Source organism: Diaminobutyricimonas aerilata, from assembly GCF_002797715.1.
Taxonomy (GTDB): domain Bacteria; phylum Actinomycetota; class Actinomycetes; order Actinomycetales; family Microbacteriaceae; genus Diaminobutyricimonas; species Diaminobutyricimonas aerilata.
In genome coordinates this window covers 3452460-3478619 of the sequence record NZ_PGFF01000001.1, presented here as the reverse complement: position 1 = coordinate 3478619, position 26160 = coordinate 3452460, and the positions used below count along the sequence as shown (strand labels likewise).

Genomic DNA, 26160 nt, shown 5'->3' with positions numbered 1-26160 from the left:
CGTCGATTCTAGGCGGCGCGGATGGACGGTCGGTGACGAGGACATGCTTCGTATCGGGCGGTGTCCACGGCGTTCCCGGTACACTGGCCCGCATGGCCCGAAGCACTCCCCGCCCCACCGGCGACTCGAACGGTCGCTCCGCTGAGGACGCTCCCAACCCGGTGTGGTTCAAGCCCGTCATGTTCGGGTTCATGCTGCTCGGGCTCGTCTGGATCATCGTCTTCTACCTGAGCAACAGCCAGCTGCCCGTGCCGAGCCTCGGCCCGTGGAACATCCTGGTCGGCTTCGGCATCATGTTCATCGGATTCCTCATGACCACGAGGTGGCGCTGACCTGCAGTGCCCACCCCCCGAGCGGGGGCAGAATCACAGCCGTGTAATCCATCCCCACTGTGGACGGCCTGTGGATAACTTCCCGGCCGGTCCGGGGAGGGGACGCTCGGCGACCCTGGACCCACGACAAGTCGGGGCAGCCGTCAGTAGCTGACGAAGAACCGCGAGACGAGCAGCAGGATCGCCACGACGCCGAGGCCGATGAGGCCGGCGATCTGGATCGGCCGCTGCTGACGACGGCGGGTGTTGACCAGCACGAGCGCCGCGAGGGCACCGAAGATCGCCCCGCCCACGTGCGCCTGCCACGAGATGTTCGGGAACACGAACGCGAGGGCGAAGTTCAACCCGATCACGATGAGCAACTGCACGGCGTTGCCGCCGAAGTGCCGGGTGATCACGAAATAGGCGCCGAAGAGCCCGAAGATCGCGCCGGATGCTCCGACCACGGCCGAGGCCGGAGCGAGCACCATGACCGCGGCCGAGCCGCCGAGTCCGGCGATGAGATACAGCGCCGCGAACCTCGCCCGGCCGAGGAGCACCTCGAGTTCACGCCCGAAGAGGAACAGGGCGTACATGTTGAACAGCAGGTGGAAGATCGATGCGTGCGCGAACATCGACGTGATGAGCCGCCACGGTTCGGTGAGCGTCAGGACGGGCAGGTATGCCACCTGCTGCCCTACGAGACCGCCGGTGCCGCCGGTGATGAACATGAGCACGAACACGACGACGCTCACGCCCATGAGCGAGTAGGTGACGACGGGCGTGCCGGAGCCCCGGCGCACCGCCGCGGTCCAGCGCGGCTTCGTGCGCGGCACGCTCTGCTGCGCTTCGCGGGTGCACTCGGGGCAGTGCACCCCGACCGCCGCCTGCGTCTGGCACTCCGGGCAGATCGTGCGCCCGCAGCGCTGGCACAGCACCCAGCTCTGCCGGTCCGGGTGCCGGTAGCAGTAGTTGGCCGCGGTCTCGGCTGGCTGACTCACCTTCGGGTCGTCAGACCTGTTCGACGGTGACGCTCGAGATCACGACATCCTCGCGCGGACGGTCGCGACCGTCGGTCGGCACCGCCTCGATCGCGTCGACGACGCGCTTGGACTCCTCGTCGGCGACGACACCGAAGATCGTGTGCTTGCCCTGCAGCCACGGCGTGGGCACGGTCGTGATGAAGAACTGCGAACCGTTGGTGCCGCCGCCGGTGACGCGGTCGATGCCGGCGTTCGCCATCGCGAGCACGTAGGGCTGCGAGAAATCGAGCTCGGGGTGGATCTCGTCGTCGAACTGGTATCCCGGTCCGCCGATGCCCTGGCCGAGGGGGTCGCCGCCCTGGAGCATGAAGTCCTTGATGATGCGGTGGAAGATCACACCGTCGTAGAGGGGCTTGGTGGACTTCTCACCCGACTGGGGGTGGGTCCACTCGATCTCGCCCGTGGCGAGGCCGACGAAGTTCTTGACGGTCTTCGGCGCGTGGTCCCCGAACAGCTCGAGGCGGATGTCGCCGAGGTTGGTGTGCAGGGTCGCGAGCGCGGTGTGGTGAGGCATTGCTCGATTCTCGCATAGCGCATACCGCGCGCTGTCAGGCGGCATACAGGATGGACCGATTCTCTAGGGGTGGCACAGGGCATGCGTGGCAGGATTGAGCAGATTCGCCACGACTCACCGACGGAGGACTTTCCATGGGATCGGCACGAAAGCGTCAACGCGAGATCAAGAAGCTGAAGAGCCGGGCGAATGATGTCTGGCACGAGCAGCGCGAAGTGCTCGAGCACGCGAGCGCCGTCGCCAAGCAGGCGAGGGAGCACCTCAGCACCTACGCGCGCGACGAGGTGTCGCCGCGGCTGCGCGAGACGATCGACGGACGCGTCGTGCCCGTCGTCGCCACCGGCATCGGCGCGACGCAGAAGGTGGCCACCGCGGCCCGCAGCAAGGTGACCGACGACGTCATCCCCGCGCTGGCGACCGCACTCGGCACGACCCTCGCCCTCATCGAGTCGTCGAAGGTCGAGCTCGCCAAGCGCACCGCCGAGGCCGGCCGCGAGGTGGCGAAGACCGGCAAGAAGGCCGCCGTCGCCGCGCACCTGGCCAAGGCCAAGCCGCAGCCCTCCCCGGGACCCGGCCGCTTCATCCTGATCGCCCTCGGGCTGGTCGCCGCCGCCGGTGTCGGGTACGCCATCTGGCAGACCCTGCGGGCCGACGACGACCTCTGGATCGAGGACGAGCCGGAACCGCTCGAGCCGCGCACCGACGCGGGCGACGAGGCCCCCGCCAACCAGATCTGATCCGCTTCGCGAGAAGGCCGGGCCCCGCGGGGTCCGGCCTTTCGCGTTCTCCCGGCACATTGCGCGGTATTACCCCGTGCATCCGATCCTGCGCGCGTGCGGGCAGACTGGGCGACGATGAGCGATCCCAAGCGCCTCGTGGTGAACCTCTTCGAGATGAACACCCCGGGCCACATCACGCACGGCCTGTGGCGGCTGCCCGGCAACAACCGCGAGCGGTACACCGACATCCGCTATTGGACCGAACTCGCGCGCCTGGCGGAGGCGGCCGGTGTCGACGCGATCTTCATCGCGGACGTGATCGGCGGCTACGACGTGTACAAGTCGAGCCTCGAGCCGGCGCTGCGCGAGGGTCTGCAGATCCCCAACAACGATCCGATGCTCGTCGTGCCCGCGATGGCCGCCGTCACCGAGCACGTCGGATTCGGTGTCACCTTCTCGACGAGCTACGAACCGCCCTTCGCCTTCGCTCGCCGGATGAGCACGCTCGACCACCTCACGAGGGGGCGCATCGGCTGGAACATCGTCACCTCGTACCTGCCGAGCGCCGCCCGCAACTTCGGCCTCGACGCCGAGATCCCCCACGACACCCGCTACGAGATCGCCGACGAGTACGTCGACGTGCTCTACAAGCTGTGGGAGGGCTCGTGGGATGACGACGCGGTGCTCGTCGACCGCGAGCGCGGCGTCTACACCGACCCGTTCAAGGTGCGACCCATCGACCACGTCGGCACGCACTTCAAGGTCGCGGGACCCCACCTCTCCGAACCGTCGCCGCAGCGCACCCCCCTGCTGTTCCAGGCGAGCGCATCGAAGGCCGGCATCGCGTTCGCCGCCAAGCACGCCGAGGTGCTCTTCACCGCCGACCGGCCGCCGGGTGCCCTCGACCGCAACATGGCCACCCTGCGCGATGCGGCGGTGGCGGAGGGACGTCGGGCCGACGACCTGCGCTTCCTCGTCATGGCCACCGTGATCACGGCACCCACCGACGACGAGGTGGCCGACAAGCTCGCGCGTTACCGGGCGAAGGCGAGCGCGGAGGGGGCGTTCATCCACATGAGCGTGCCCTTCAACCCGCTGGAGCATCCGGAGACCATCACCGTGCGCGAAGCCCTCGAGCGGGAGGACCGGCATGACGTGATCGCGGCGGGCGGCCTTCCGTTGCATCTGACCGTCGGCCAGTTCATCCGCGCCGCCGATCAGTCGTGGGATTCCCGGTTCTTCGCCGTCGGTCGTCCGGAGGAGGTCGCCGACACGATCGAGAGCTGGCTCGACGACGACGGCATCGACGGCATCAACCTGCGTCAGTACCACTCGTTCGAGACCATCCGCGACTTCGGCGAACTCGTCGTGCCCGTATTGCGCCGGCGCGGACGGATGCGTGAGGCCTACGTCCCGGGCGAGACGCTGCGGGAGCGCATCTTCGGCGCGGGCGCCCGTCTTCCCGAGCGCCACCCAGCCGCCCGGTATCGCGGGGGCCGGAACCTGTGACGGCGCGGTGGCCGCTGACCAAGGATGTGGAGCCTAGGAGAATCGAACTCCTGACATCCTGCTTGCAAAGCAGGCGCTCTACCAACTGAGCTAAGGCCCCGGGGACTGCGGTCCGGCCTCACCCGTCGTGGACGAGTGGGCCGGATGTCCGGCGGACGGGGTCCGTCGGTGGTGGGGCTACCAGGACTTGAACCTGGGACCTCTTCGTTATCAGCGAAGCGCTCTAACCGCCTGAGCTATAGCCCCGTGGACCGAGTAAGAGGGTACCTTACCGGCCACGCTTTCTTGTAATCAGCTGTTGGTGAAACCGACCAGCAGGCCGCCGGTGAGGCGCACGCTGAGGTTGTACAGCACGCTCGCGATCGCTCCGAGCGCCGTGCCGACCACCGTGTTGAGCACGGCGATGATGAGCGCGAACGTCATCACCTGGGCGAGCGAGAAGCTCTCCGCGAGGCTGAAGCTGTCGCCGATGATGTCGCTCAGCAGGCCGTCGAGGTCAGTGAAGATGCCCGTCTGGTTGAGCACCACCCAGACCAGGAAGGCCACGACGACGAGCACGATCCCGAGCGTGAGGGCGATCAGGAACGAGAGCTTCACCGCCGACCAGAAGTCGATGTAGACGAGCTTCAGGCGAACCTGCTTCGTGCTCGCCGGGCGCGGGCTCTTGCGCTGGAGTTTCTCCGCGACGCTACTCATTGCCGGTCAGGTCCTTCCCGCTCTCCGCGTCCTCAGCGGGTGCGTCGTTCTCGGGGGTCTCGCCCTCGGCGATCGCCACTTCGAGGTTGCGTTCGCTGTTCCGGGCGACCGCGATGATGCGGTCATCCTCGTCGAAACGGGCGAACACGACCCCCATCGTGTCCCGACCCTTGGCCGGGACCTCGGCCACGGCAGAGCGTACCACCTTGCCTCCGGCGAGAACCACGAGCACCTCGTCGTCCTCGTCCACGATGAGCGCGCCCGCGAGATCGCCGCGACGCTCCTCGAGCTTGGCCACCTTGATGCCCAGACCGCCACGGCCCTGCACGCGGTACTGGTCGACGGCGGTGCGCTTGGCGAAGCCGCCCTCGGTCACCACGAACACGTATCCGGTGTGCGACACGACTGAGGCGGAGAGCAGTTCGTCGCCGTCGCGGAAGTGCATGCCGATGACGCCGGAGGTGGATCGGCCCATCGGGCGCAGCGCCGCATCCGTCGCCGTGAAGCGCAGCGACATGCCCTTGCGCGACACGAGCAGCAGGTCGCTGTCGTCGTCCACGAGCATCGCGGCGACGAGCTCGTCGCCCTCGCGCAGGTTGATCGCGATGATGCCGCCGGTGCGGTTCGTGTCGTACTCGCGTAGCGCGGTCTTCTTGATGAGACCGCCGCGGGTCGCGAGGGCGAGGTACTGTGCCACGCCGTAGTCACGGATGTCGAGCACCTGTGCGATCTGCTCGTCCGGCTGCAGGGCGAGCACATTCGCGACGTGCTGACCCTTCGCGTCGCGACCGCCCTCGGGCAGTTCGTACGTCTTGGCGCGGTAGACCCGGCCGGTGTTGGTGAAGAACAGCAGCCAGTGGTGCGTGGTGGTGACGAAGAAGTGCTCCACCACGTCGTCCGCACGCAGCGCGGCCCCGCGCACGCCCTTGCCGCCGCGGCGCTGGCTGCGGTAGTTGTCGCTGCGGGTGCGCTTGATGTAGCCGCCACGGGTGATCGTGACCACCATCTCCTCTTCGGGGATGAGGTCCTCGACGCTCACGTCGCCGTCGAAGCCGAACATGATCTCGGTGCGGCGGTCGTCGCCGAACTTCGTCACGATGTCGGTGAGCTCCTCCGACACGATGGCGCGCTGACGCGCCGGGGTGTCGAGGATGTCCTGCAGGTCGGCGATCTTCGCCTCGATCGCGTCGTGCTCGTCGATGATCTTCTGACGCTCGAGCGCGGCGAGGCGGCGCAGCTGCAGGTCGAGGATCGCGTTCGCCTGCAGCTCGTCGATGCCGAGCAGCTCGATGAGGCCGGATCGGGCGTCGTCGACGGCCGGCGAACGGCGGATGAGGGCGATGACCTCGTCGAGGGCGTCGAGCGCCTTGAGGTAGCCGCGCAGGATGTGGGCACGGGCCTCGGCCTCGTTGAGGCGGTACCGGGTGCGGCGCACGATGACGTCGATCTGGTGGTCGACCCAGTGCGTGATGAACCCGTCGATCGGCAGGGTGCGCGGGATGCCGTCGACGATCGCGAGCATGTTCGCGCCGAAGTTCTCCTGCAGCTGCGTGTGCTTGTACAGGTTGTTGAGCACGACCTTCGCGACGGCGTCGCGCTTGAGCACGATGACCAGGCGCTGACCGGTGCGTCCAGAGGTCTCGTCGCGGATGTCGGCGATGCCGCCGAGTCGTCCGTCCTTGACGAGGTCGGCGATCTTGATCGCGAGGTTGTCGGGGTTGACCTGGTACGGCAGCTCGGTGACGACGAGGCAGGTGCGGCCCTGGATCTCCTCGACGTTGACGACCGCGCGCATCGTGATCGAGCCGCGGCCGGTGCGGTACGCGTCGTGGATGCCCTTCACGCCGAGGATCTGGGCCCCGGTCGGGAAGTCCGGTCCCTTGATCCGCTGCATGATCGCCTCGAGCAGCTCCTCGCGGGGCGCCTCGGGGTTGGCGAGGTGCCAGAGGGCCGCGTCGGCGACCTCACGCAGGTTGTGCGGCGGGATGTTGGTGGCCATGCCAACCGCGATGCCGACCGAGCCGTTGACGAGCAGGTTCGGGAACCGGCTCGGCAGGATCGTCGGCTCCTGAGTGCGGCCGTCGTAGTTGTCCTGGAAGTCGACGGTGTCTTCGCCGATGTCCCGCACCATCTCGAGCGCGAGCGGGGCCATCTTCGTCTCGGTGTACCGCGGGGCCGCGGCGCCGTCGTTTCCGGGCGACCCGAAGTTGCCCTGCCCGAGCGCGAGCGGGTAGCGGAGGCTCCACGGCTGCACGAGGCGCACGAGCGCGTCGTAGATCGGGGAGTCGCCGTGCGGGTGGAACTGCCCCATGACGTCGCCGACCACACGCGAGCACTTCGAGAACGCGCGATCGGGCCGGTAGCCGCCGTCGTACATCGCGTAGATCACGCGGCGGTGCACCGGCTTGAGGCCGTCACGCACCTCGGGCAGCGCGCGCCCGACGATGACGCTCATCGCGTAGTCCAGGTAGGAGCGCTGCATCTCGAGCTGCAGGTCGACCTGCTCGATCTTGTCGCCCGGGGTGCCCTCGGTGGTGGGGGTGGTCTCGTCTGCCATCTACTCTTCGTCTCGTCGTGCGGGGTGCCCCAGGGCACCGGATGCGGTGGGGTGCCCGGCGCGCACCGGCGCCAGGCAGTCGATCAGATGTCGAGGAACCGGACGTCCTTGGCGTTCTGCTGGATGAAGGTGCGGCGCGCATCCACGTCTTCACCCATGAGCGTCGCGAACACCCCGTCGGCCACGGCGGCGTCCTCGAGCGTGACCTGCAGCAGCGTGCGGGTCTCCGGGTTCATCGTGGTCTCCCACAGCTCCTTGTAGTCCATCTCGCCGAGACCCTTGTAGCGCTGGATGCCGTTCTCCTTGGGGATCCGCTTGCCGGCGGCGATCCCCTCGGTGAGCAGCGCGTCGCGCTCGCGGTCGCTGTAGACGTACTCGTGCTCGGCGTTGGTCCACTTGAGGCGGTACAGCGGCGGCTGGGCGAGGTAGACGTACCCCATCTCGATGAGCGGCCGCATGTAGCGGAACAGCAGCGTCAGCAGGAGCGTCGTGATGTGCTGGCCGTCGACGTCGGCATCGGCCATGAGCACGATCTTGTGGTAGCGGGCCTTCTCGGGGTTGAAGTCGTCGCCGATGCCCGCACCGAACGCGGTGATCATCGACTGAACCTCGTTGTTGCCGAGCGCCCGGTCGAGTCGCGCCTTCTCGACGTTGAGGATCTTGCCGCGCAGCGGCAGGATCGCCTGCGTCTCGGGGTTGCGCCCCTGCACCGCGGATCCGCCGGCCGAGTCGCCCTCGACGAGGAAGATCTCGCTGCGCGCCGGGTCCTTGCTCTGGCAGTCCTTGAGCTTGCCGGGCATGCCGCCCGACTCGAGCAGGCCCTTGCGACGGGTCTGCTCACGCGCCTTCCGCGCCGCCATGCGGGCCTGCGACGCCTGGATGGCCTTGCGGATGACGTCGCGCGCGAGCGTCGGGTTGCGGTCGAACCAATCGGCGAGCTGCTCGCCGACCACGCGTTGCACGTACGACTTCGCCTCGGTGTTGCCGAGTTTCGTCTTGGTCTGACCCTCGAACTGCGGCTCGCCGAGCTTCACGGAGATGACGGCGGTCAGTCCCTCGCGGACGTCGTCGCCGGTGAGGTTCTCGTCCTTCTCCTTGAGGATCGTCTTCTCGCGGGCGTACTTGTTCACCAGCGTGGTGAGCGCCGCACGGAAGCCCTCCTCGTGGGTGCCGCCCTCGTGGGTGTTGATCGTGTTCGCGTAGGTGTGCACGCTCTCGCTGTAGGCGGTCGTCCACTGCATCGCGACCTCGAGCGCGATGCGGCGCTCCTTGTCCTCCGACTCGAACGAGATGACCTCGGGGTGCACGACCTCGACCTTCTTCGCCGAGTTGAGGTACTCGACGTAGTCGACCAGACCGCGCTCGTAGAGGAACGTGTCGTGACGCGGCTCGTCTTCGCCCTCGTGCTCGCGCTCGTCGGTGAGCGTGATCTTCAGTCCCTTGTTGAGGAACGCGTACTGCTGGAACCGGGTGCGCAGCGTCTCGTAGTCGAAGACGACGGTCTCGAAGATCTCGTCGTTCGGCCAGAAGGTGATGATGGTGCCGGTCTCATCCGACGACTCGTCCTGCGACAGCGGAGCCTCGGGCACGCCGTTCTTGTAGCTCTGCCGCCAGACGTGGCCCTCGCGGCGCACCTCGACGTCGAGCTCCTTCGACAGCGCGTTGACGACGGAGCTGCCGACGCCGTGCAGACCACCGGAGACCGCGTATCCGCCGCCGCCGAACTTACCGCCCGCGTGCAGGATGGTGAGCACGACCTCGACGGTCGACTTGCCCTCGGTCTTGTGCATGCCGACGGGGATGCCGCGGCCGTTGTCGGCGACGCGGAGTCCGCCGTCACGGCGGATGAGCACCTCGATCGTGTCGCAGTAGCCGGCGAGCGCCTCGTCCACGGCGTTGTCGACGATCTCGTACACGAGGTGGTGGAGACCGCGCGGACCGGTCGAACCGATGTACATGCCGGGGCGCTTGCGCACCGCCTCGAGACCCTCGAGCACCTGGATCTGATCGGCACCGTACGAGTTGTCCGGCAGGTCCTCAGTGGAATTCGGGGTCATGGACATAGTGCTCCTGCCAGTCTCGAGATGTGACGCCATCCGGAGGGGATATCCCGAAGGGAGGCCTACCGACGACCTCTCGATTCTACCTGACTGCGGCACCGCGTGCGGGCATACACGCCTCTCTGAGAAGAGATCGCGGCGAGGGTGACCGGATTTGCCTTGTCAGCCGTAGGTATCGCGCGGGCCACGCCCTGGGATCGATCTGGGGCCCCGTTTCCAGCTCGGGACACCCGGCCCCTCGAAACGCACCGATTCGATGCCCGCCTCGGGGAACCGCTCGGCGATCCGCGTCGTGATCTGCGCGCGCATCATCCGCAACTGGGTCGCCCACGCGGTGGAGTCGCAGCGCACCGTGAGCACGCCCTCCTCGATCCCGACCGGCGTCGCATGCTCCGCCGTCTCCGCGCCGGCGAGTTCCGCCCAGTCCGCGATGAGCTCCGACCGCGCGAGCGAGGAGTTCCACCCGAGTCGGCTCGTCAGATCGGTGAGCACGTCGGCGATCCCCGACGGATCGCGGCCGGCGCCGAACGGCACGCTCGACGGGGCCTCCGCCGAGCGGGACCGGCGCCGTGCATCGCGCGAACGCACCGACGGGTCGCCGAAGACCCGGCGGAACCGGAGGTAGACGTTGCTCGACTCGGTCGGCCGCTCGTCGCGGGGGGTCACTCCTCCACCACCCGTCCGGCTCGGATGCGCACGGTGTTGCCGGTCAGCTCGTCGGGCACGTCGTCGTAGACCGCGGCGGTGATGAGCACCTGCTCGTAACCGGCGACGGCCTGCGCGAGCCGGCCCCGCCGGCTCTCGTCGAGTTCGGCGAAGACGTCGTCGAGCATGAGCACCGGATCCCCACCCGGCGCGTCCTCGCGCAGCACGTGGGCCGAGGCGAGCTTGAGGGCGAGCGCGAACGACCACGATTCCCCGTGACTGGCGTATCCGCGCGCCGGCAATCCGTTGAGGGTGAGCACGAGGTCGTCGCGATGCGGCCCGGCGAGCGTCACGCCACGCTCGAGCTCCGCGCGGCGCAGCCGCTCGAGCGACGACCGGAACCAGCCCGCCACCTGCTCGGCCGCGACCGCACCGGTGCCCACCGCATCCGCGACGCCCTCCTCCGGGTCGGCGCCCAGCACCGTGAGGCTGAGGGCGAGGGATGCGGCGTGGTCGTCGCCGGCGATCGACCGGTAGGCGGCCGCGACCTCGGGGATGAGCCGTTCGACGAGTTCCGACCGGGCGGCGACGAGTTCGGATCCGAGCTGCACGAGACGGTCATCCCAGATCTCGAGCGTGCTCAACCGGTCGCCCTTCACGCCGGTCGCACGGGCGGACTTCAGCAGGGTGTTGCGCTGCTTGAGCACCCGCTCGTAGTCCGCGATCACGCCGCTCATGCGCGGGGAGAGCAGCACGAGCAGCTCGTCGAGGAAGCGCCGCCGGCCGGAGGGCTCCGCCCGCACGAGGGCGAGATCCTCCGGCGCGAACAGCACGCTCGAGAAGTACCGCGGCAGATCACGCGTCTTGATCGGCGACCGGTTCACCTGCGCGCGGTTCGCCGACGAACGGTTGATCTGCACCTCGACGAGCACCGAGCGGTCGCCGTGCTGCAACCGGGCGCGCACGATCGCACTGTCGGCGCCGGCCCGCACGAGCGCCTGATCCGTCGGAACGCGGTGCGATCCGAGCGTGCTCAGGTACCCGAGCGACTCGACGAGGTTGGTCTTGCCTTGGCCGTTGCTGCCGACGAAGAGGTTCGCGCCCGCGACGAGCTCGATGTCCGCCGCTTCGTAGTTGCGGAAATCGCTGAGGTTGAGGCGCGTGACGATCACGTCAGCGCGGTCGGACGGCGTGGCCCCCGAACTGCTTGCGCAGGGCCGCGACCGCCTTCATCGACGGCGAGTCCTCCTGGCGGGAGACGAAGCGCGCGAAGATCGAGGCGCTGATCGTCGGCACGGGCACGGCGTTGTTGAGCGCCTCCTCGACCGTCCAGCGACCCTCGCCCGAATCCTCGACGTACCCCTCGATGTCGTCGAAGCCCGGGTCCTCCTCGAGCGCCCGCACGAGCAGCTCGAGCAGCCACGACCGCACGACCGTGCCGCGCTGCCACGCCTTGAAGGTGCCCGTCACATCCTGCACCGGGTTCTTCTCGGAGTTGAGCAGCTCGTAGCCCTCGGCCCACGCCTGCATGATCGCGTACTCGATGCCGTTGTGCACCATCTTCGCGTAGTGCCCGGCGCCGGTGCTGCCGGCGTGCACGAAGCCCTCCTCGCGGGGACCCTCGGGGCGCAGTGCGTCGAAGACCGGCATCGCGCGCTCGATGTCGGCGGCGTCACCGCCGGCCATGAGGCCGTAGCCGTTCTCGCGACCCCAGACACCGCCGGAAACGCCGACATCCACGTAATGGATGCCCTTCGGCGCGAGCAGCCCGGCGTGCTTGGTGTCTTCGGTGAAGCGCGAGTTGCCGCCCTCGATCACGAGGTCGCCCTCCTCGAGCACGCCCGCGAGTCCCTCGACGACACTCGTCGTCGGGACCCCGGAGGGCACCATCACCCACACGACGCGCGGCGCCGGGATGGCCGCGGCGAGTTCCGCGAGCGACGCGACGTCGGAGACCTCCGGATTCGGGTCGTACCCGGTGACCTCGAGGCCCTTGTCACGCAGACGGCCGCGCATGTTGTTGCCCATGCGTCCGAGACCGACGAGACCGATGTGCATGTTCCGCCCCTTCCGGGAAGTCAGCGCAGCAGGAGGTTCGGCTGCAGCAGGTACTTGTAATTGTCCGCGCCCGGCTGGTCCTTCGACGACTGGCTGGTGATCAGCACAGGACCGGGCTTGTTCGGGTTGTCGGTCTTCGTGAACGAGATACGCACGAACTCCGAGTGCACGGCGCTGAGGCCGTCGAGCAGGAACTGGGGCTTGAGCGACACGACGGTGTCGACGCCGGTCAGGAACGCGTCGATCGACTCGGACGCCTGCGCCTGCTCGGATCCGATCGCCTCGAGGGTCACACCGTCGATCGTGAACGTGAAGCGCAGCGCGGCCTCGCGCTCGAGCACGAGCGACACACGACGCACCGCCTCGATGAGCTCGGCGGTGTTCATCACCGCGTAGTTGTCGACGGTGTCGGGGAACAACCGGCGCACGGGCGGGAAGTTGCCCTTGATGAGCAGCGACGTGACCGTCTTGCGGTCGGCGGTGAACGCGATCAGCTCGCGGTCGTCGGTGCGCGACAGGGCGACCGTGATGGTGCCGCTGTGACCGAAGGTCTTGCCGATCTCGTTGAGCGTGCGGGCCGGGACGAGCGCGGTGACCGTCTCGCTCGCATCCTCGCCACCGTCCCAGGGCACCTCGCGGATCGCCACGCGGTAGCGGTCGGTCGCGACGAGCGAGAGGGAGTTCTCGGCGATCTCGAGCTGCACACCCGTGATGACCGGGGTCACGTCGTCACGGGAGGCGGCGACGGCGACCTGCGACACGGCGGTCGAGAACTCGTCGGCCGGCAGCAGACCGGTGCGTCCCTCGACCTGCGGCAGGCTCGGGTACTCCTCGACCGGCATGCTCAGGAGCGTGAAGTTGGCGGAGCCGCAGCGGACCGCGATCTTGCCCTCATCCGTCGAGAACTGCACGGGTGCGTTCGGTAGGCGGCTCGCGATGTCGGCGAGCAGTCGGCCGGAGACGAGGATCGTGCCCTCCTCCTGCACATCGGCGGCGATGTGCGTCTGCGCCGAGACCTCGTAGTCGAACGACGACAGACGCAGTCCGTCGTCGACCGTCTCGATCAGCACTCCGCTGAGGATCGGCAACGTGGTGCGCTGCGGGAGCAGCTTCACCGCGAAGGAGACGGCCTCGCTGAAGACGTCGCGATTGACCTGGAACTTCACGAGGTGTCACCCCTATCGCTCACCGTGCATTGGCCGGTTAATACTGGCACAGCCCATCCGCGGCCCCGACGGGGCCGTCGAGGCCGGTGCGACGATACGGGCGAAGCGCACCCGCGGGCGCCACGCGAAAAGCTGACGGCTGAGTCTCGCGGCGGGTGGCGAGGGGTTAGTGACGTGGGAATCTCGAACGTATTCAACGCGCTGCGCGGGGCCAGACCGGAGCGATATTCATCCTTCGCCCTCTACTGGGACCTCGTTGAGAACGACCTCATGGCCCGCCTGAGCGCAGCTTCGAGAGATGTACTCCATCCCGTTGCGCAAACTGCGCATGCCGGAGCTTCGATCGGCGTCCGAGGTCGCGTTCCAAGTCTCCAGAAAGCTGGCAGAGACGACCACGAGCATGTCCGTCACGTCCTCCGGTTGGTCGTGAAGCTCGCTCAGTCGGCGCCATTCCTCGAGAAGCGTCGTGCGTGCGGCGATCGTCACCTCGCTCCTGCTGTCGATCTCGTCGCGTTCTTCGTGGAAGTCTGTCCACGCCGACTCGAAACCTTCGCAGAACTCTGAGGTGGGCTCCAAGTCCGCGGCACACCCGGCGAGAACGGTGGCCAGAACAGCGGTCAGGAGCATCCCCGAGAGGACGCTCCTGACCGTGGACAGACTGTTGCTGCTTACGGCCACACCGTCACGATGCTTTGAACGCGGAAGATGCTGCACGCGCGGTGCTTTCGCGTGTCGGTGGTGATCTGGAATATGTTCTCGCAGCTCGCCCAGGTTGTCACCCAGGTGACACATCGCCCCTGATATTCGTACGCGCAGATCCCAGCGGTTCCTGCTGCTGCCGGCGCGGCCACGGCTCCCACCAGCCCAGCCGCAATAAGGCAGCCGGCTCCCAGAACCGCGGCGATGCGGTGTTTGAGCTTCATCTGTGATCCCCGCGGTTCGCGTGCAAGCGTCTTTGCCTGGACGACTACGCACAGCGTGGCCCACTACCAAGGAGGCGGCAAGGGTACAGTTTTGATTTTCAATCAAGATCTGTCCCCCAATGTGCCGACGGGCAGTTCCGGTTCTCGTGCGCCGCGTTGGCTTCTCGCTGAGCCTTAGCGTCGCGGCCGTCGTTGGCCCGGTGCGACGGACGGCTGCTATCTCGAGCGGTCATCCGCGGCCCCGACGGGGCCGTCGAGGCCGACCGTCAAGGTTCTTTCCTCGAGTCATTACAAGAAATCAGGGATAACAGTGTTAACCGCTGTGGGGAATGTGGACAACGGCGTCGATGCCGCTGATCGGGCGGGAACTACAACCGTGTGAGATGTGGGCGGGATGTTCGAACGGGGTGTGTGTAGTCCGAGCGGCCGGATTTCCTGTCATTCCCGTTCCACAGAACGCTCGAATCCATCAACATCGTCCGACGGCGTTTTCCACGGCTTTCCACAAGTTATCCACATGTGTGGATTAACCCCTACCGGGTGGTGTATCGCGCGGGTCAGCGGTTCGTGTAGCGGTGGTTCTGCTTGATCCGGCTCGTGAGCTCGGTGACCTGGTTGTAGATCGAGCGCCGCTCCTTCATGAGCTCGCTGATCTTCTTGTTCGCGTACATGACGGTCGTGTGGTCGCGGTTGCCGAACAGCTGGCCGATCTTCGGCAGGGAGAGGTTCGTCATCTCACGGCACAGGTACATGGCGATCTGCCGCGCCGTCGCGACCGCTTGCGACCGGCTCGAGCCGTAGAGGTCGTCGACCGTGAGCTTGAAGTAGTCCGCGGTGTGATTGATGATGTCGACCGGCGAGATCACGTTGTCTTCGTCGAGCGTGATGATGTCCTTCAACACCGTCTGCACGAGCTGCATGTCGACCGGGGTGCGGTTGAGGTTCGCGAACGCGGTCACGCGGATGAGCGTGCCCTCGAGTTCGCGGATGTTGCTCGACACCTTCGACGCCATGAACTCGAGGATGTCGTCGGGCACCTGAAGTCGGTCGCTCTGCGCCTTCTTGCGCAGGATCGCGATGCGGGTCTCCAAATCGGGAGCCTGCACATCGGTGATCAGACCCCACTCGAAGCGCGACCGCATCCGGTCTTCGAAGCCGGTCAGCTGCTTCGGCGCCAGGTCGCTCGTGATGACGACCTGCTTGTTGTGGTCGTGCAGCGTGTTGAAGGTGTGGAAGAAGGCCTCTTGCGTCGAGTCCTTGCCCTGCAGGAACTGGATGTCGTCGATCAGCAGGATGTCGATCTCGCGGTAGCGCGACTGGAACACCGACGCCCGGTTGTTCGCGATCGAGTTGATGAAGTCGTTCGTGAACTCCTCGCTGCTCACGTAGCGCACCCGGATGCCCGGGTAGAGGCTTTCGGCGTAGTGGCCGATCGCGTGCAGGAGGTGGGTCTTGCCGAGTCCGGACTCGCCGTAGATGAACAGCGGGTTGTACGCCTTCGCCGGCGCCTCGGCCACGGCGACCGCCGCGGCGTGGGCGAAGCGGTTCGAGCCGCCAATGACGAAGTTGTCGAAGCTGTACTTGGGGTTGAGGCGCGAATCGGCACGGCGGCCGGGCGTCTCGACCGGGGGTGCGACCGGCGCGGGCTCGATGTAGGGCAGGTCGGCCGAGCCGTCGGTGGGCTGGTCGTAACTGTCCTGCGTGATTTCGGGATTGACCACGATGGCGAAGTTCGACACCTCGTGATCGGTGCCGACCGCGGCGATCGCGTTCTGCAGTGGCACCCGGATGCGCTGCTCGAGCATTCCGCGGGTCAGCTCGTTGGGCACCTCGAGGTAGAGGGTGCCCGCCATGACGCCGCGTGGCTCGACGAGGCTCACGAATCCCTGCAGCTGCGGGGTGATGCGGTCGTCGGTCATCAACTGACCGAGCACGGAGTTCCAGATCTCGCGCGTCGCGTCGAGGGAATCTGCCATGCGTTTCACTTCCCGGGTCGAGTTGTCCACACGGTTATCCACCCTGGGTAAAGAGCGGATCTCGCGTAGATCCTTGCCGTTGCCCCCCTGGCTCGGCAATCCCCCACCATAGTTCTCCCCATCGTGTCGTTACCAACCAGGAGTTCTCCCCATGTGGATAATGAACCCTTTGCGGTGTCAGGGTTTGACCAGGTGACGAGAACGGCCTAGGTTAAATCAGTTGACCCCAGCCCTTGAGGCTGCCTTCCTTCTTTCCCGGCGCATGCCGCTGGGCCGTGGAGATACGACTATGAGCAAGCGAACCTTCCAGCCGAACAACCGCCGCCGCGCCAAGGTGCACGGCTTCCGTCTGCGTATGCGCACCCGCGCCGGCCGCGCCATCCTGGCCGCGCGTCGTCGCAAGGGTCGCACCGAACTCTCCGCCTGATCCGCCGGTGCTCCCGCGGGGCAACCGGATCAACCGGGGCGACGAGTTCCGCGCCGTGATGCGGCGCGGGCGACGTGTCGCCTCCGACCGCATCGTCGTGCACGCGCGGCAGCTCGACGACGGTCCCGCACGCATGGGCTTCGTGGTCGGCAAGATGGTCGGCAACGCGGTGACCCGCAATCGAGTGCGTCGACGCCTACGAGAACTCGGTCGTCACGCGCTGCCCGCGTTGCCTGAGCACACCGGAGTGGTCGTGCGCGCCCTGCCACCGTCGGCAGAGGCGAGTTGGACTCAGCTTTCGGAAGACTTCGCGTCGCTCCTCCAGCGCTCAGGGGCCGCCTCGTGAGAGCAGTGCTCGTGTTCCTGATGCTGCTCCCCCGCAACATCTGCGTCGTGATCCTGCGGATCTACCGCGCCGTCATCTCCCCGCTGTACGGAGACGTGTGCCGGTTCTATCCCAGCTGCTCCGCCTACACTCTTGAGGCGATCCAGACCCACGGCGTGATCCGCGGGATCTGGCTCGGAACCCGTCGCATCGCGCGCTGCCATCCATGGTCGGCTGGCGGCGTCGACGATGTTCCGGAACCTCGCACCAGACGGTACGAGGTCACCCGCTTCGGCTTCGTCACTCTCGGCCACGGAAAGGGCTGACCCGAACATGGACTTCCTAGGCACCATCCTGTGGCCGATCAAATGGGTCATCGAGGCCCTGCTGGTCGGCTTCCACGCGATCTTCAGTGCCATCGGCCTCGACCCGGCGGCCGGCCTGACCTGGGTGCTGTCGATCGTCGGGCTCGTGCTCGTCGTGCGCGCTGCGCTCATCCCGATCTTCGTGCGCCAGATCAAGAGCCAGCGCCGGATGCTCGAGATCTCCCCGCAGCTCAAGAAGATCCAGGACAAGTACCGCGGCAAGCGCGACCAGTTCTCGCGTGAGGCGATGTCGCGCGAGACGATGGAGGCCTATAAGAAGGCCGGCACGAGCCCCTTCGCGTCGTGTCTTCCGCTGCTGCTGCAGATGCCGATCTTCTTCGGTCTGTTCTCGGTGCTCAACGACGCCCAGCACAGCAAGCCCGGCGTGGGGCTGCTCAACCGGGAGCTGGCCAACCAGTTCGGCGAGGCGGAACTCTTCGGTATCGCGCCCCTGCACGAGAGCATCTCCACCGCGTCGCACGTCTCGGTGACGATCATCGCCGCAGTGATGATCGTGCTCATGACCGGATCGCAGTTCATCACGCAGCTGCAGATCATGTCGAAGAACCAGTCCCCCGAGATGAAGAACAGCCCGATGTTCAAGCAGCAGAAGGTGCTGCTCTACATCCTCCCGCTGGTCTTCGCCTTCTCGGGATTCGCGTTCCCGCTCGGCGTGATGTTCTACTGGCTCACCTCGAACTTCTGGACGATGGTGCAGCAGTTCGTCGTCATCCGCAGCATGCCCACTCCCGGATCCGAGGCGGCCCTCGCCCGCGAGGCGCGTCTCGCCAAGAAGCGCCGCCGTCGCGGTGAGGTCGAGCCCGAGGCGGATGCCACCAAGCCGGCCGAGGTGGAGGCGCCGAAGAAGGCGCAGCGCAGCCAGCCCGTGAGTAAGAACCGCGCCAAGAAGCAGGGGAACCGACGATGACCGAGGCCACGCAGATCACGGACCAGGAGACCGCGCCGTCGGTCGACGAGCTCGAGCGCGAAGGTGACCTCGCCGCCGACTACATCGAGGAGCTCCTCGACATCGCCGACCTCGACGGCGACATCGACATCACCGTCAAGGCCGGCCGCGCGTACCTCGCGGTGGATTCCGCGAGCGACGACCTGCGTGTGCTGTCGAAGCCGGAGACGGTCTCCGCGCTGCAGGAGCTCACCCGTCTCGCCGTGCAGGCGAAGACCGGATCCTTCTCGCGGCTCATCCTCGACGTCGGAGGATCGCGCGACGCGCGGGCGACGGAGCTCGCCAACCTCGTCGACCGTGCGGTCGAGCGCATCGAAGCGGGCGCCACGTCGGCGTCGCTGCCCCCGATGTCGAGCTACGAGCGCAAGCTCGTGCACGACATCGTTGCCGAGCGCGGCTACACCTCGGAGTCCGAGGGCGAGGGACGGGACCGTCATACGGTCATCCGTCGCGCATAGTTTCACGTGAAACATTGATCGACGATCTCGAGGCGGAACCGCCCTACGCTGCCGCGGTGTTCGGTAAGACGCTCGACGCCGCGCGTGCCTATACGGCGCACCTGGCGGAACATGGCGAGACGCTGGGTCTCATCGGCCCGCTCGAGCGTGAGCGCTTGTGGAGCCGGCATGTCGTCAACTGCGGACTGGTCGCTCCTCTGTTGAACCCCGGGCTCGTGGGCGACATCGGCAGCGGCGCCGGCCTGCCGGGTCTGGTTCTCGCGCTCGCGCGTCCCGATGTGCAGTTCGTGCTCATCGAGCCCATGGAGCGCCGGGTGGAGTGGCTCGCGGCCGAGACCGAGCGTCTCGGGCTCGCGAACGTGCGCATCGTGCGTGACCGTGCAGAGGACGCGTTCCTCGGTGAGCGCCTCGACCAGGTCACCGCACGCGCGGTGAGCTCTCTGAGCAAGCTCATCCCGATCACCGCTCCTCTGGTCCGCAGTGGCGGCGAGATGCTGTTCATGAAAGGCCGGCGCGTGCAGGACGAGATCGACGCCGCCGCTAAAGCGATCCGGAAGGCGCGGCTGAGCGATATCCGGGTCGAGACCCTCGGCACCGGCGTCGCGCCGGAGGAGACGTTCGTGTTCCGGGCTACAGTGGACTGATCCCCGGACGTACCCGATGTTTCACGTGAAACATCGATAGTCGACCGCCTCGGGATGTTTCACGTGAAACACCAGAAGGGACCGCTCTCTGTGAGCCCCAACGACTCCGCCGATTCGCCGTTGGCCCGCGAGATCGCCGACATGACGCGGCGCCGCGAGGCCCTGCGGACCGCCGCGCTGCCTCTGCCCCCGTCGCCCCGCGTCTTCACGATCGCGAACCAGAAGGGCGGCGTCGGGAAGACCACCACGACCGTCAATCTCGCTGCCGCACTCGCGCGCACGGGCGCACGGGTACTCGTGATCGACCTCGATCCGCAGGGGAACGCCTCGACGGCGCTCGGAGCCGAACACCGGTCGGAGACGCCGAGTGTCTACGACGTCATCATCAACGACCGTGCGATGTCGACGGTCGTGCAGGTCTCCCCCGAGTCGCCGAACCTGTACTGCGTGCCCGCGACGATCCATCTCGCCGGTGCGGAGATCGAGCTGGTGTCGCTCGTCGCGCGCGAACAGCGCCTCCGGCGCGCACTCGACGCGTACCTCGAGGAGTCCGCCGGTGTCGGGGAGGCGTTCCACTACGTGTTCATCGACTGCCCGCCGTCCCTGGGGCTGCTCACGATCAACGCGTTCGTGGCCGCACGCGAGGTGCTCATCCCCATCCAGTGCGAGTACTACGCGCTCGAGGGCCTGAGTCAGCTGCTCAACAACATCCAGCTCATCGAGCGGCACCTCAACCCCGAGCTCGCAGTCTCGACGATCCTGCTCACGATGTACGACGGACGCACCAACCTGGCGAACCAGGTGGCGCAAGAGGTGCGCGAGCACTTCCCCGTGCAGACCCTCGACACCCTCATCCCCCGCTCTGTTCGCATCTCGGAGGCCCCGAGCTACGGCCAGAGCGTCATCAGTTACGACCCCCAGTCGGCCGGCTCGCTCTCCTACTCGGAGGCGGCCGCCGAGATCGCACGACGCGGAGCACCCGAATAATGGCAACGAAGAGAACAGGATTGGGCCGAGGAATCGGCGCACTCATCCCTACAGGCGACAACAGCAGCCGTCCCGTCGACGTCTTCTTCCCCGAAGGCGGAAGCGAGCGGACGCCGGAGCAACCCGACCTCGTCAGCGTGCCGGGTGCTCGACTCGCGAGCATCTCCCCCGATGCGATCGTGCCGAACCCGCAGCAGCCCCGTAAGGAGTTCCGCCAGGAGGAGCTCGAGGAGCTCATGGTGTCGATCCGCGAGTTCGGAGTGCTCCAGCCGATCGTGGTGCGCCCTCTCGCCGGCGACGAGGGGCGCTACGAGCTCATCATGGGCGAGCGGCGCCTCCGCGCGAGCAAGGCCGTCGGCCTCGAGTCGATCCCGGCGGTCATCCGCGACACGGCGGACGAGGACATGCTGCGCGATGCGCTGCTCGAGAACCTCCACCGCGCCGAGCTCAATCCGCTCGAGGAGGCGTCGGCCTACCAGCAACTGCTCGCCGATTTCGGGATCACCCAGGAGCAGCTCGGCGAGAGAATCGGCCGGTCACGGCCGCAAATCACCAACACGCTGCGCCTTCTCAAGCTGCCCGCGACGGTGCAGCGCCGCGTGGCGGCCGGCGTGCTGAGCGCCGGACATGCGCGGGCGATCCTGTCGGTGGGTGACGAGGCCGGGATGGAACGGCTCGCCGACAAGATCGTCAACGAAGATCTCTCCGTGCGCGCCGCCGAAGCCGCCGCGGGGCACGATGCGCCGCGCAAGGCGAGGCCCACGACGAAGGCCGGCGGGCGGCAGGGTCAGCTCGACGAGATCGCCGAGCGGCTGGGCGACCGGCTCAACACCCGCGTGAAGGTGTCGCTCGGTGCGCGCAAGGGCTCCATCGTCATCGACTTCGCGACGGTGGGGGACCTCAAGAGGATCCTCGACGAGCTCGGCGACCCGGGATTCCTCTAGGCGTCGGGAACACAGGGGCGGAGCAGTCAGACCGCAATTATCGGCTCTGACCGGGGGTTTTATGGTCGGCTCTTCACTCGCAGGCGGCGCGAGGGATGCGACTCGTCGAGTTCGACGGCGTCGAGCGATTGCACGAAATCGCCGAAGGAGCGGAACCCGAGTGCCCTCTCCTGGAAGCTCGGGTCCATGCGCAGCATCTGATTCTTGACGGCCCCGCTGCCCTGCCACTCGTCGTCGTTCTTGTCCTGCAGCAGTTCGATGGCGCGCACGAGCAGGTCCGATGCCAGTTCGTGAGGAGTGCGGGAGCGCGCCCTGCGTCGGCGCGTGGGCTGCGCGGGTTCAGCGGCGGCGGCCGCTTCGTCGGCTTCGCGTCGGCGGCTCGCGGCGGCGACGCCGGGGATGGCGTCGTAGTCGGCGAACCGGTCGCACGCGTTGGCGAGGGCGGAACTCGTGGAGCCGGCCACACCGACGCCCACGACGTACCGTCCGAGCATCCGGCACCGTTGGGCGAGGGCGACGTAGTCCGAGTCCCCGGCGACGATGACCACATGGGTGAGGTCGGAGAGTCGGAAGAGATCCTCGACGACGTCGACGGCGAGCCGGATGTCGGCGCCGTTCTTCATGCCCGCCGTGAGCGGGAAAAGCTGCACGAGTTCGACGGCCCGGGCGATCAACTGCGCGCGGTAGCTGGCGTTGATCGGCACGGACCAGTCCGCGTAGGCGCGGCTGACGGCGATCGGGCCGAACGACGACGCGAAGTCGAGGATGGCGCCGAGGTCGACCGTCGACTCCTCGAGGCGCTTGGCGACCGGGGACTCGCCATCGGATCGGGGGTCGAAATCCCGCGCGTGGTCTCGTTGCCAACTGCTGCGTCCGTTGCGCTGGTCGTAGCGCGAGATGACGATGTTGTCGAAGTCGATGTAGACCCCGACCCGGGCCTCTGCGGTCTCCGCCATGCGGCCAGTCTGGCACTGAGACGGATGCGGCCGGTCGTCGAACGTCGGATGCGATCGGCCCCGCGTATGAAATCCCAGGTCAGGACGTTATTCGATTCCCGGCGAGGAAAGCCGGCCCCGGCGAGCCGGGCACGGGCCCCCGCTGCGGCTCACCGGCTCGCGTCGCGGATCGCGGCGTGCGCGAGCGCCGCGTACACCCATCCCAGGTCGTGTCCGGCGGCCTCGAGCGCCTGCGGGAGCAGCGACGTCTCGGTGAGACCGGGGAGCACGTTCGCCTCGAGGAACCACGGGGTGCCGTCGGCGTCGACGATCATGTCGACGCGCGAGATGTGACGCAGTCCGAGCGCGGAATGGGCGGCGACCGCGCACTCCGCGGCTCGGGCCGCGACCGAGACGTCGAGCCGGGCGGGCACGAAGAAGCTCGTCTCCCCCGCGTTGTAGCGGGCCTCGAAGCTGTAGACGCCGGAGTTCGGCACGATCTCGACGGCGGGCAGCGCGACGGGACCGTCGCCCGTGTCGATGATGCCGATCGCGATCTCGGTGCCGAGGATGCGTCGTTCGATGAGGGCGACATCGCCATAGGTGTAGGCGTCGACCATCGCCCGAGGCAGCTCCGCGAGGTCGTCGACGATCGTCACCCCCTGGGCCGATCCGCCCTTCGCGGGCTTCACCACCAAAGGCACGGGAAGCTCATCCGCGATCGACTCGAGCACGCTCGCCGCGCCGAGCTCACGGAACGCCTCCCGGGGAAGGGCGATCCCGGGCGGCGTGGCGACACCCGCGCGGTGGGCGAGGGTCTTCGCGGTGGGCTTGTCCCACGCCAGCCGGGCGGACTCGGAGCGGGAGCCGACGAACGGGATGCCGGCGAACTCGAGCAGCCCGCGTAGGGCGCCGTCCTCCCCGCTCGCTCCGTGCAGCGCCGGCCAGACCACATCCGGTCTCGATTCGCGCAGGAACGGGATGAGCGTCGCATCCGGGTCCCGTAGTTCGACCTCGACCCCGTGACCGGAGAGGCTGTCGGCGACGCGGCGTCCCGAACGCAGCGACACGTCGCGCTCGTGCGAGATGCCGCCCGCGAGAACGACGATGCGGGTGGGGGTGTTCATGCTCTCCTAGCCGATGTTGGCGGGCGGGGTCATCACGCCGCGTTCGCGGCGCACCTGCAGCGGACCGGTCTGCGAGAACTCGCCGAGCAGTTCGAGTTCCCCGTCGATGACGTTGGCGAGGCGGCGGATCCCCTCGCGGATGAACTCCGGGGAGGGGTAGCAGAACGACAGGCGCATCTTGTTGCGGCCTCCCCCATCGCCGTAGAACGCCGTGCCGGGGGTGTAGGCGACGAGTTCCTTGACCGCGCGCGGCAGCATCGCCTTCGAGTCGAGGTTCTCCGGCAGGGTGAGCCACACGTAGAACCCGCCGGTCGGCACGGTCCATTCGAGGCCGGGCAGGCGCTCCCCGAGCGCGGCGAGCATCGCGTCGCGCCGCTCGCGGTAGACCCCGCGGAAGGTGTCGATCTGGGCCTTCCAGTCGGCGACCGCGAGGTATTGCGAGATGACGGTCTGGGTGAACGAGCTCGGCGAGAGCACGGCCGCCTCGTTGGCGAGCACGAGCTTCTCGCGGATGGCGTGCGGTGCGAGAGCCCATCCGACCCGCAGGCCGGGCGCGAGCGTCTTCGAGAAGGTGCCGAGGTAGATGACGCCCTCGTCGTCGACCGAGCGCATCGCCTGTGGCGGCGGCGCGTCGAAGTACAGCAGCCCGTAGGGGTTGTCCTCCACGACGAGGATGTCGTTCTCCCGCGCGATCTCGAGGATCTCCATGCGCCGCTCCCAGCTGAGCGTCACACCGGCCGGATTCTGGAACGACGGGATCGTGTAGAGGAACTTCAGCCGCCGGCCCTGCTCGCGCAGCCGGGCGATCGTCTCGCGCAGGGACTGCGGGATCATACCGAGGTCGTCCATGGCGACATGGGCGACTTCCGCCTGGAACGAGCGGAAGACGACCAGGGCGGTGACATAACTCGGACCCTCCGCGATGACGACATCGCCCGGGTCGAGGAAGAGCTTGGCGACGAGTTCGAGCGCGTGCTGGGAGCCGGTCGTGACGACCACGTCGTCGACGCTGCCGCTGATGCCCTCGAGGGCCATCACCTCCAGGATCTGCTCGCGCAACGCGGGGGACCCCTGTCCCGATCCGTACTGCAGCGCCGTCGGTCCGTGGTCGGTCATCGCGCGCTCCATGGCGGCGGTGACGAGCTCGGGCGGCAGGGCGGACACGTACGGCATGCCGCCGGCGAGCGAGACCACCTCGGGGCGCGAGGCGACGGCGAACAGGGCGCGCACCTCGGAGGCGGCGAGACCCGACGTGCGGTCGGCGTAGTGGTGGTACCACGGGTCGAGGTTGTTGCCCCGTGCTGGTGAACCCTGAGTCGTCATGACGGCGTCCGTTCGCTTCGTTCTTCCAGAATATGCGCGTGTACGAGAAGAGCCCCGCCCGACGGGTGTCGGGCGGGGCTCTCGAGGCGCTGAGATCAGGCCAGGAACTCCGCCAGGTCGGCCTCGAGGGCCGGCTTGGGCTTGGCGCCGATGACGGTCTTCACGACCTCGCCACCGCGGTACACCTTCATCGCCGGGATCGACGTGATCATGTACTTCATCGCGGTCTGCGGGTTGTCGTCGACGTTGAGCTTGACGATCTCGATCTTGTCGGCGTTCTCCTCCGCGATCTTGTCGAGGATGGGCGACACGGCGCGACACGGGCCGCACCACTCGGCCCAGAAGTCGACCATGATCGTCTTCTCGGACTTGAGCACCTCGGCCTCGAACGTGGCGTCGGTGACTTCCCTGGTTGCCATTGCTCTTTCCTTCTCTCTTGTTCCGTCGATCAGACGGTGACTGCGGCGACCGGCTGAGCGGTCTGGGTCTCGGTGTCGTGCGGCAGCGCGGCGAGGTAGTGCTCCGCGTCGAGCGCGGCGACCGTGCCCGAGCCGGCGGCCGTGACGGCCTGACGGTAGGTGATGTCGAGCACGTCGCCCGCGGCGAACACGCCCGGGAGGCTCGTGCGCGAGCTGCGTCCGTCGACCGCGACCGTGCCCTGGTCGGTCAGGTCGAGCTGGCCGTGGATGAGGTGGGTGCGCGGGTCGGATCCGATCGCGATGAACAGCCCGTCGAGGTCGAGCGTCGTCTCGGTGCCGTCGACCGTGTTCTTGAGGCCGACGCCCCGCACGTGCTCGTCGCCGTAGATGTGCGCGACCTCGCTGTTCCAGGCGAACTCGATCTTGGGGTTCGAGAGAGCGCGGTCCTGCATCGTCTTCGACGCGCGCAGGCTGTCCTTGCGGTGGATGACGGTGACCTTGTCGGCGAACTTGGTGAGGAACGTGGCCTCCTCCATCGCCGAGTCGCCGCCGCCGACGACCGCGACGTGCTTCTGACGGAAGAACGCGCCGTCGCACGTGGCACACCACGAGACGCCGTAACCACTCAAGCGGGTTTCATCCTCGAGGCCGAGCTTGCGGTACGCGGAACCGGTCGCATAGATGACCGTGAGCGCCTCGTGCACGTCTCCGCCGCCGAGGTGCACGCGCTTGACCGGGCCCTCGAGCTCGAGCTTCACGACGTCGTCGTAGACGATCTCGGCGCCGAACCGCTCGGCCTGCTGCTGCATCTTCATCATGAGGTCGGGGCCCATGATGCCCTCGGGGAAGCCGGGGAAGTTCTCGACCTCCGTCGTCTTCATCAGCTCGCCGCCGAACTCGACCGAGCTCGCGATGACGAGCGGTTCGAGGTTGGCTCTGGCCGCATAGATGGCGGCCGTGTAGCCCGCCGGGCCGGAGCCGATGATGATCACCTGACGCACTGGCATACCTCTTCCTGGTTCCCTCGAGCGGTACAACACATCCTAGGGAGCGGCTATTCCG

The 26160-nt window shown here is 67.5% G+C and carries 27 protein-coding genes and 2 tRNA genes; 11 read left to right on the top strand and 18 right to left on the bottom strand.

Annotated features, from left to right (window positions below; all coding sequences use genetic code 11):
* Positions 1-92: 92 nt before the first annotated feature.
* Positions 93-332 carry a cell division protein CrgA gene (locus CLV46_RS16515; RefSeq protein ID WP_100365777.1) on the top strand — a complete coding sequence of 80 codons (240 nt, stop codon included), beginning with the start codon at positions 93-95 and terminating at the stop codon, positions 330-332.
* Between the two features lie 143 nt (positions 333-475).
* On the opposite strand, the gene CLV46_RS16510 is transcribed toward CLV46_RS16515, so the two are convergent.
* Entirely contained in the window at positions 476-1312 is an 837-nt protein-coding gene (locus CLV46_RS16510) for a rhomboid family intramembrane serine protease (protein ID WP_100365776.1), read from the bottom strand.
* Positions 1313-1322: 10 nt separating this feature from the next.
* Positions 1323-1868 carry a peptidylprolyl isomerase gene (locus CLV46_RS16505; protein ID WP_100365775.1) on the bottom strand — a complete coding sequence of 182 codons (546 nt, stop codon included), beginning with the start codon at positions 1866-1868 and terminating at the stop codon, positions 1323-1325.
* 134 nt (positions 1869-2002) lie between these two features.
* On the opposite strand from CLV46_RS16505, the gene CLV46_RS16500 reads away from it, so the two are divergent.
* Positions 2003-2605 (top strand): hypothetical protein, encoded by a 603-nt coding sequence (locus CLV46_RS16500; RefSeq protein ID WP_100365774.1) that lies wholly within the window; start codon positions 2003-2005, stop codon positions 2603-2605.
* A gap of 117 nt (positions 2606-2722) precedes the next feature.
* Positions 2723-4096, top strand: a complete 1374-nt coding sequence (locus CLV46_RS16495; RefSeq protein WP_100365773.1) for an NtaA/DmoA family FMN-dependent monooxygenase — start codon at positions 2723-2725, stop codon at positions 4094-4096.
* Positions 4097-4123: 27 nt separating this feature from the next.
* Here the strand turns inward: CLV46_RS16495 and CLV46_RS16490 are convergent.
* The 11 genes from CLV46_RS16490 to dnaA form a co-directional block, all read right to left on the bottom strand.
* Positions 4124-4196: transfer RNA gene (locus CLV46_RS16490), tRNA-Ala, on the bottom strand.
* 69 nt (positions 4197-4265) lie between these two features.
* Positions 4266-4342: transfer RNA gene (locus CLV46_RS16485), tRNA-Ile, on the bottom strand.
* Positions 4343-4387: 45 nt separating this feature from the next.
* The gene (locus tag CLV46_RS16480) at positions 4388-4792 is read right to left on the bottom strand and encodes a DUF3566 domain-containing protein (RefSeq protein WP_100365772.1); all 405 of its coding nucleotides are present in this window, start codon (positions 4790-4792) and stop codon (positions 4388-4390) included.
* Positions 4785-7349, bottom strand: a complete 2565-nt coding sequence (gene gyrA / locus CLV46_RS16475; RefSeq protein ID WP_100365771.1) for a DNA gyrase subunit A — start codon at positions 7347-7349, stop codon at positions 4785-4787. The genes CLV46_RS16480 and gyrA overlap by 8 nt, the downstream gene beginning before the upstream one ends.
* Positions 7350-7432: 83 nt before the next feature.
* The gene (gyrB, locus tag CLV46_RS16470; protein WP_100365770.1) at positions 7433-9412 is read right to left on the bottom strand and encodes a DNA topoisomerase (ATP-hydrolyzing) subunit B; all 1980 of its coding nucleotides are present in this window, start codon (positions 9410-9412) and stop codon (positions 7433-7435) included.
* Positions 9413-9571: 159 nt separating this feature from the next.
* A complete protein-coding gene (locus tag CLV46_RS16465; protein WP_100365769.1) occupies positions 9572-10075 on the bottom strand; it encodes a DciA family protein in 504 nt (167 codons plus the stop codon).
* Positions 10072-11226: a DNA replication/repair protein RecF gene (recF, locus tag CLV46_RS16460; RefSeq protein WP_100365768.1), complete on the bottom strand. Its 1155-nt coding sequence runs from the start codon at positions 11224-11226 to the stop codon at positions 10072-10074. The genes CLV46_RS16465 and recF overlap by 4 nt, the downstream gene beginning before the upstream one ends.
* Before the next feature lies 1 nt (position 11227).
* Positions 11228-12112, bottom strand: coding sequence for a phosphogluconate dehydrogenase (NAD(+)-dependent, decarboxylating) (gene gnd, locus CLV46_RS16455; RefSeq protein WP_100365767.1), 885 nt, complete (start codon positions 12110-12112; stop codon positions 11228-11230).
* Between the two features lie 20 nt (positions 12113-12132).
* Positions 12133-13278 (bottom strand): DNA polymerase III subunit beta, encoded by a 1146-nt coding sequence (gene dnaN, locus CLV46_RS16450; protein WP_100365766.1) that lies wholly within the window; start codon positions 13276-13278, stop codon positions 12133-12135.
* A gap of 228 nt (positions 13279-13506) precedes the next feature.
* Positions 13507-13956 (bottom strand): hypothetical protein, encoded by a 450-nt coding sequence (locus tag CLV46_RS16445; protein ID WP_157802372.1) that lies wholly within the window; start codon positions 13954-13956, stop codon positions 13507-13509.
* 802 nt (positions 13957-14758) lie between these two features.
* Complete coding sequence (dnaA, locus tag CLV46_RS16440; RefSeq protein ID WP_100366127.1) at positions 14759-16177, bottom strand: chromosomal replication initiator protein DnaA; 1419 nt, start codon at positions 16175-16177, stop codon at positions 14759-14761.
* A 289-nt stretch (positions 16178-16466) separates the two neighbouring features.
* Between dnaA and rpmH the strand changes: the two genes are divergently transcribed.
* From rpmH to CLV46_RS16400, 8 genes are read left to right on the top strand one after another with little or no spacing between them, the layout of a single operon-like run.
* Positions 16467-16604 (top strand): 50S ribosomal protein L34, encoded by a 138-nt coding sequence (rpmH, locus tag CLV46_RS16435; RefSeq protein ID WP_022881903.1) that lies wholly within the window; start codon positions 16467-16469, stop codon positions 16602-16604.
* Between the two features lie 7 nt (positions 16605-16611).
* On the top strand, positions 16612-16950 hold the full coding sequence (rnpA, locus tag CLV46_RS16430; RefSeq protein WP_100365764.1) for a ribonuclease P protein component: 339 nt from the start codon (positions 16612-16614) through the stop codon (positions 16948-16950).
* A gap of 20 nt (positions 16951-16970) precedes the next feature.
* Positions 16971-17255, top strand: coding sequence for a membrane protein insertion efficiency factor YidD (yidD, locus tag CLV46_RS16425; RefSeq protein WP_100366126.1), 285 nt, complete (start codon positions 16971-16973; stop codon positions 17253-17255).
* Positions 17256-17262: 7 nt separating this feature from the next.
* The gene (gene yidC / locus CLV46_RS16420) at positions 17263-18222 is read left to right on the top strand and encodes a membrane protein insertase YidC (protein WP_100365763.1); all 960 of its coding nucleotides are present in this window, start codon (positions 17263-17265) and stop codon (positions 18220-18222) included.
* The gene (locus CLV46_RS16415) at positions 18219-18719 is read left to right on the top strand and encodes a Jag family protein (protein ID WP_100365762.1); all 501 of its coding nucleotides are present in this window, start codon (positions 18219-18221) and stop codon (positions 18717-18719) included. The genes yidC and CLV46_RS16415 overlap by 4 nt, the downstream gene beginning before the upstream one ends.
* Positions 18720-18736: 17 nt before the next feature.
* Positions 18737-19363: a 16S rRNA (guanine(527)-N(7))-methyltransferase RsmG gene (gene rsmG, locus CLV46_RS16410; RefSeq protein WP_100366125.1), complete on the top strand. Its 627-nt coding sequence runs from the start codon at positions 18737-18739 to the stop codon at positions 19361-19363.
* Positions 19364-19417: 54 nt separating this feature from the next.
* Positions 19418-20350, top strand: coding sequence for a ParA family protein (locus tag CLV46_RS16405; RefSeq protein ID WP_100365761.1), 933 nt, complete (start codon positions 19418-19420; stop codon positions 20348-20350).
* Positions 20350-21294, top strand: coding sequence for a ParB/RepB/Spo0J family partition protein (locus CLV46_RS16400; protein WP_100365760.1), 945 nt, complete (start codon positions 20350-20352; stop codon positions 21292-21294). Before CLV46_RS16405 ends, CLV46_RS16400 begins: the two co-directional genes overlap by 1 nt.
* 59 nt (positions 21295-21353) lie before the next feature.
* Here CLV46_RS16400 and CLV46_RS16395 read toward each other — a convergent pair whose 3' ends face one another.
* The 5 genes from CLV46_RS16395 to trxB form a co-directional block, all read right to left on the bottom strand.
* On the bottom strand, positions 21354-22250 hold the full coding sequence (locus CLV46_RS16395) for an NYN domain-containing protein (protein ID WP_100365759.1): 897 nt from the start codon (positions 22248-22250) through the stop codon (positions 21354-21356).
* A gap of 149 nt (positions 22251-22399) precedes the next feature.
* Positions 22400-23356, bottom strand: a complete 957-nt coding sequence (locus tag CLV46_RS16390) for a D-alanine--D-alanine ligase family protein (RefSeq protein WP_100365758.1) — start codon at positions 23354-23356, stop codon at positions 22400-22402.
* 6 nt (positions 23357-23362) lie between these two features.
* The gene (locus tag CLV46_RS16385; RefSeq protein WP_100365757.1) at positions 23363-24679 is read right to left on the bottom strand and encodes an aminotransferase-like domain-containing protein; all 1317 of its coding nucleotides are present in this window, start codon (positions 24677-24679) and stop codon (positions 23363-23365) included.
* Positions 24680-24774: 95 nt separating this feature from the next.
* Positions 24775-25098: a thioredoxin gene (gene trxA / locus CLV46_RS16380; RefSeq protein WP_100365756.1), complete on the bottom strand. Its 324-nt coding sequence runs from the start codon at positions 25096-25098 to the stop codon at positions 24775-24777.
* A 29-nt stretch (positions 25099-25127) separates the two neighbouring features.
* The gene (gene trxB / locus CLV46_RS16375) at positions 25128-26099 is read right to left on the bottom strand and encodes a thioredoxin-disulfide reductase (RefSeq protein ID WP_100365755.1); all 972 of its coding nucleotides are present in this window, start codon (positions 26097-26099) and stop codon (positions 25128-25130) included.
* Positions 26100-26160: the final 61 nt, after the last annotated feature.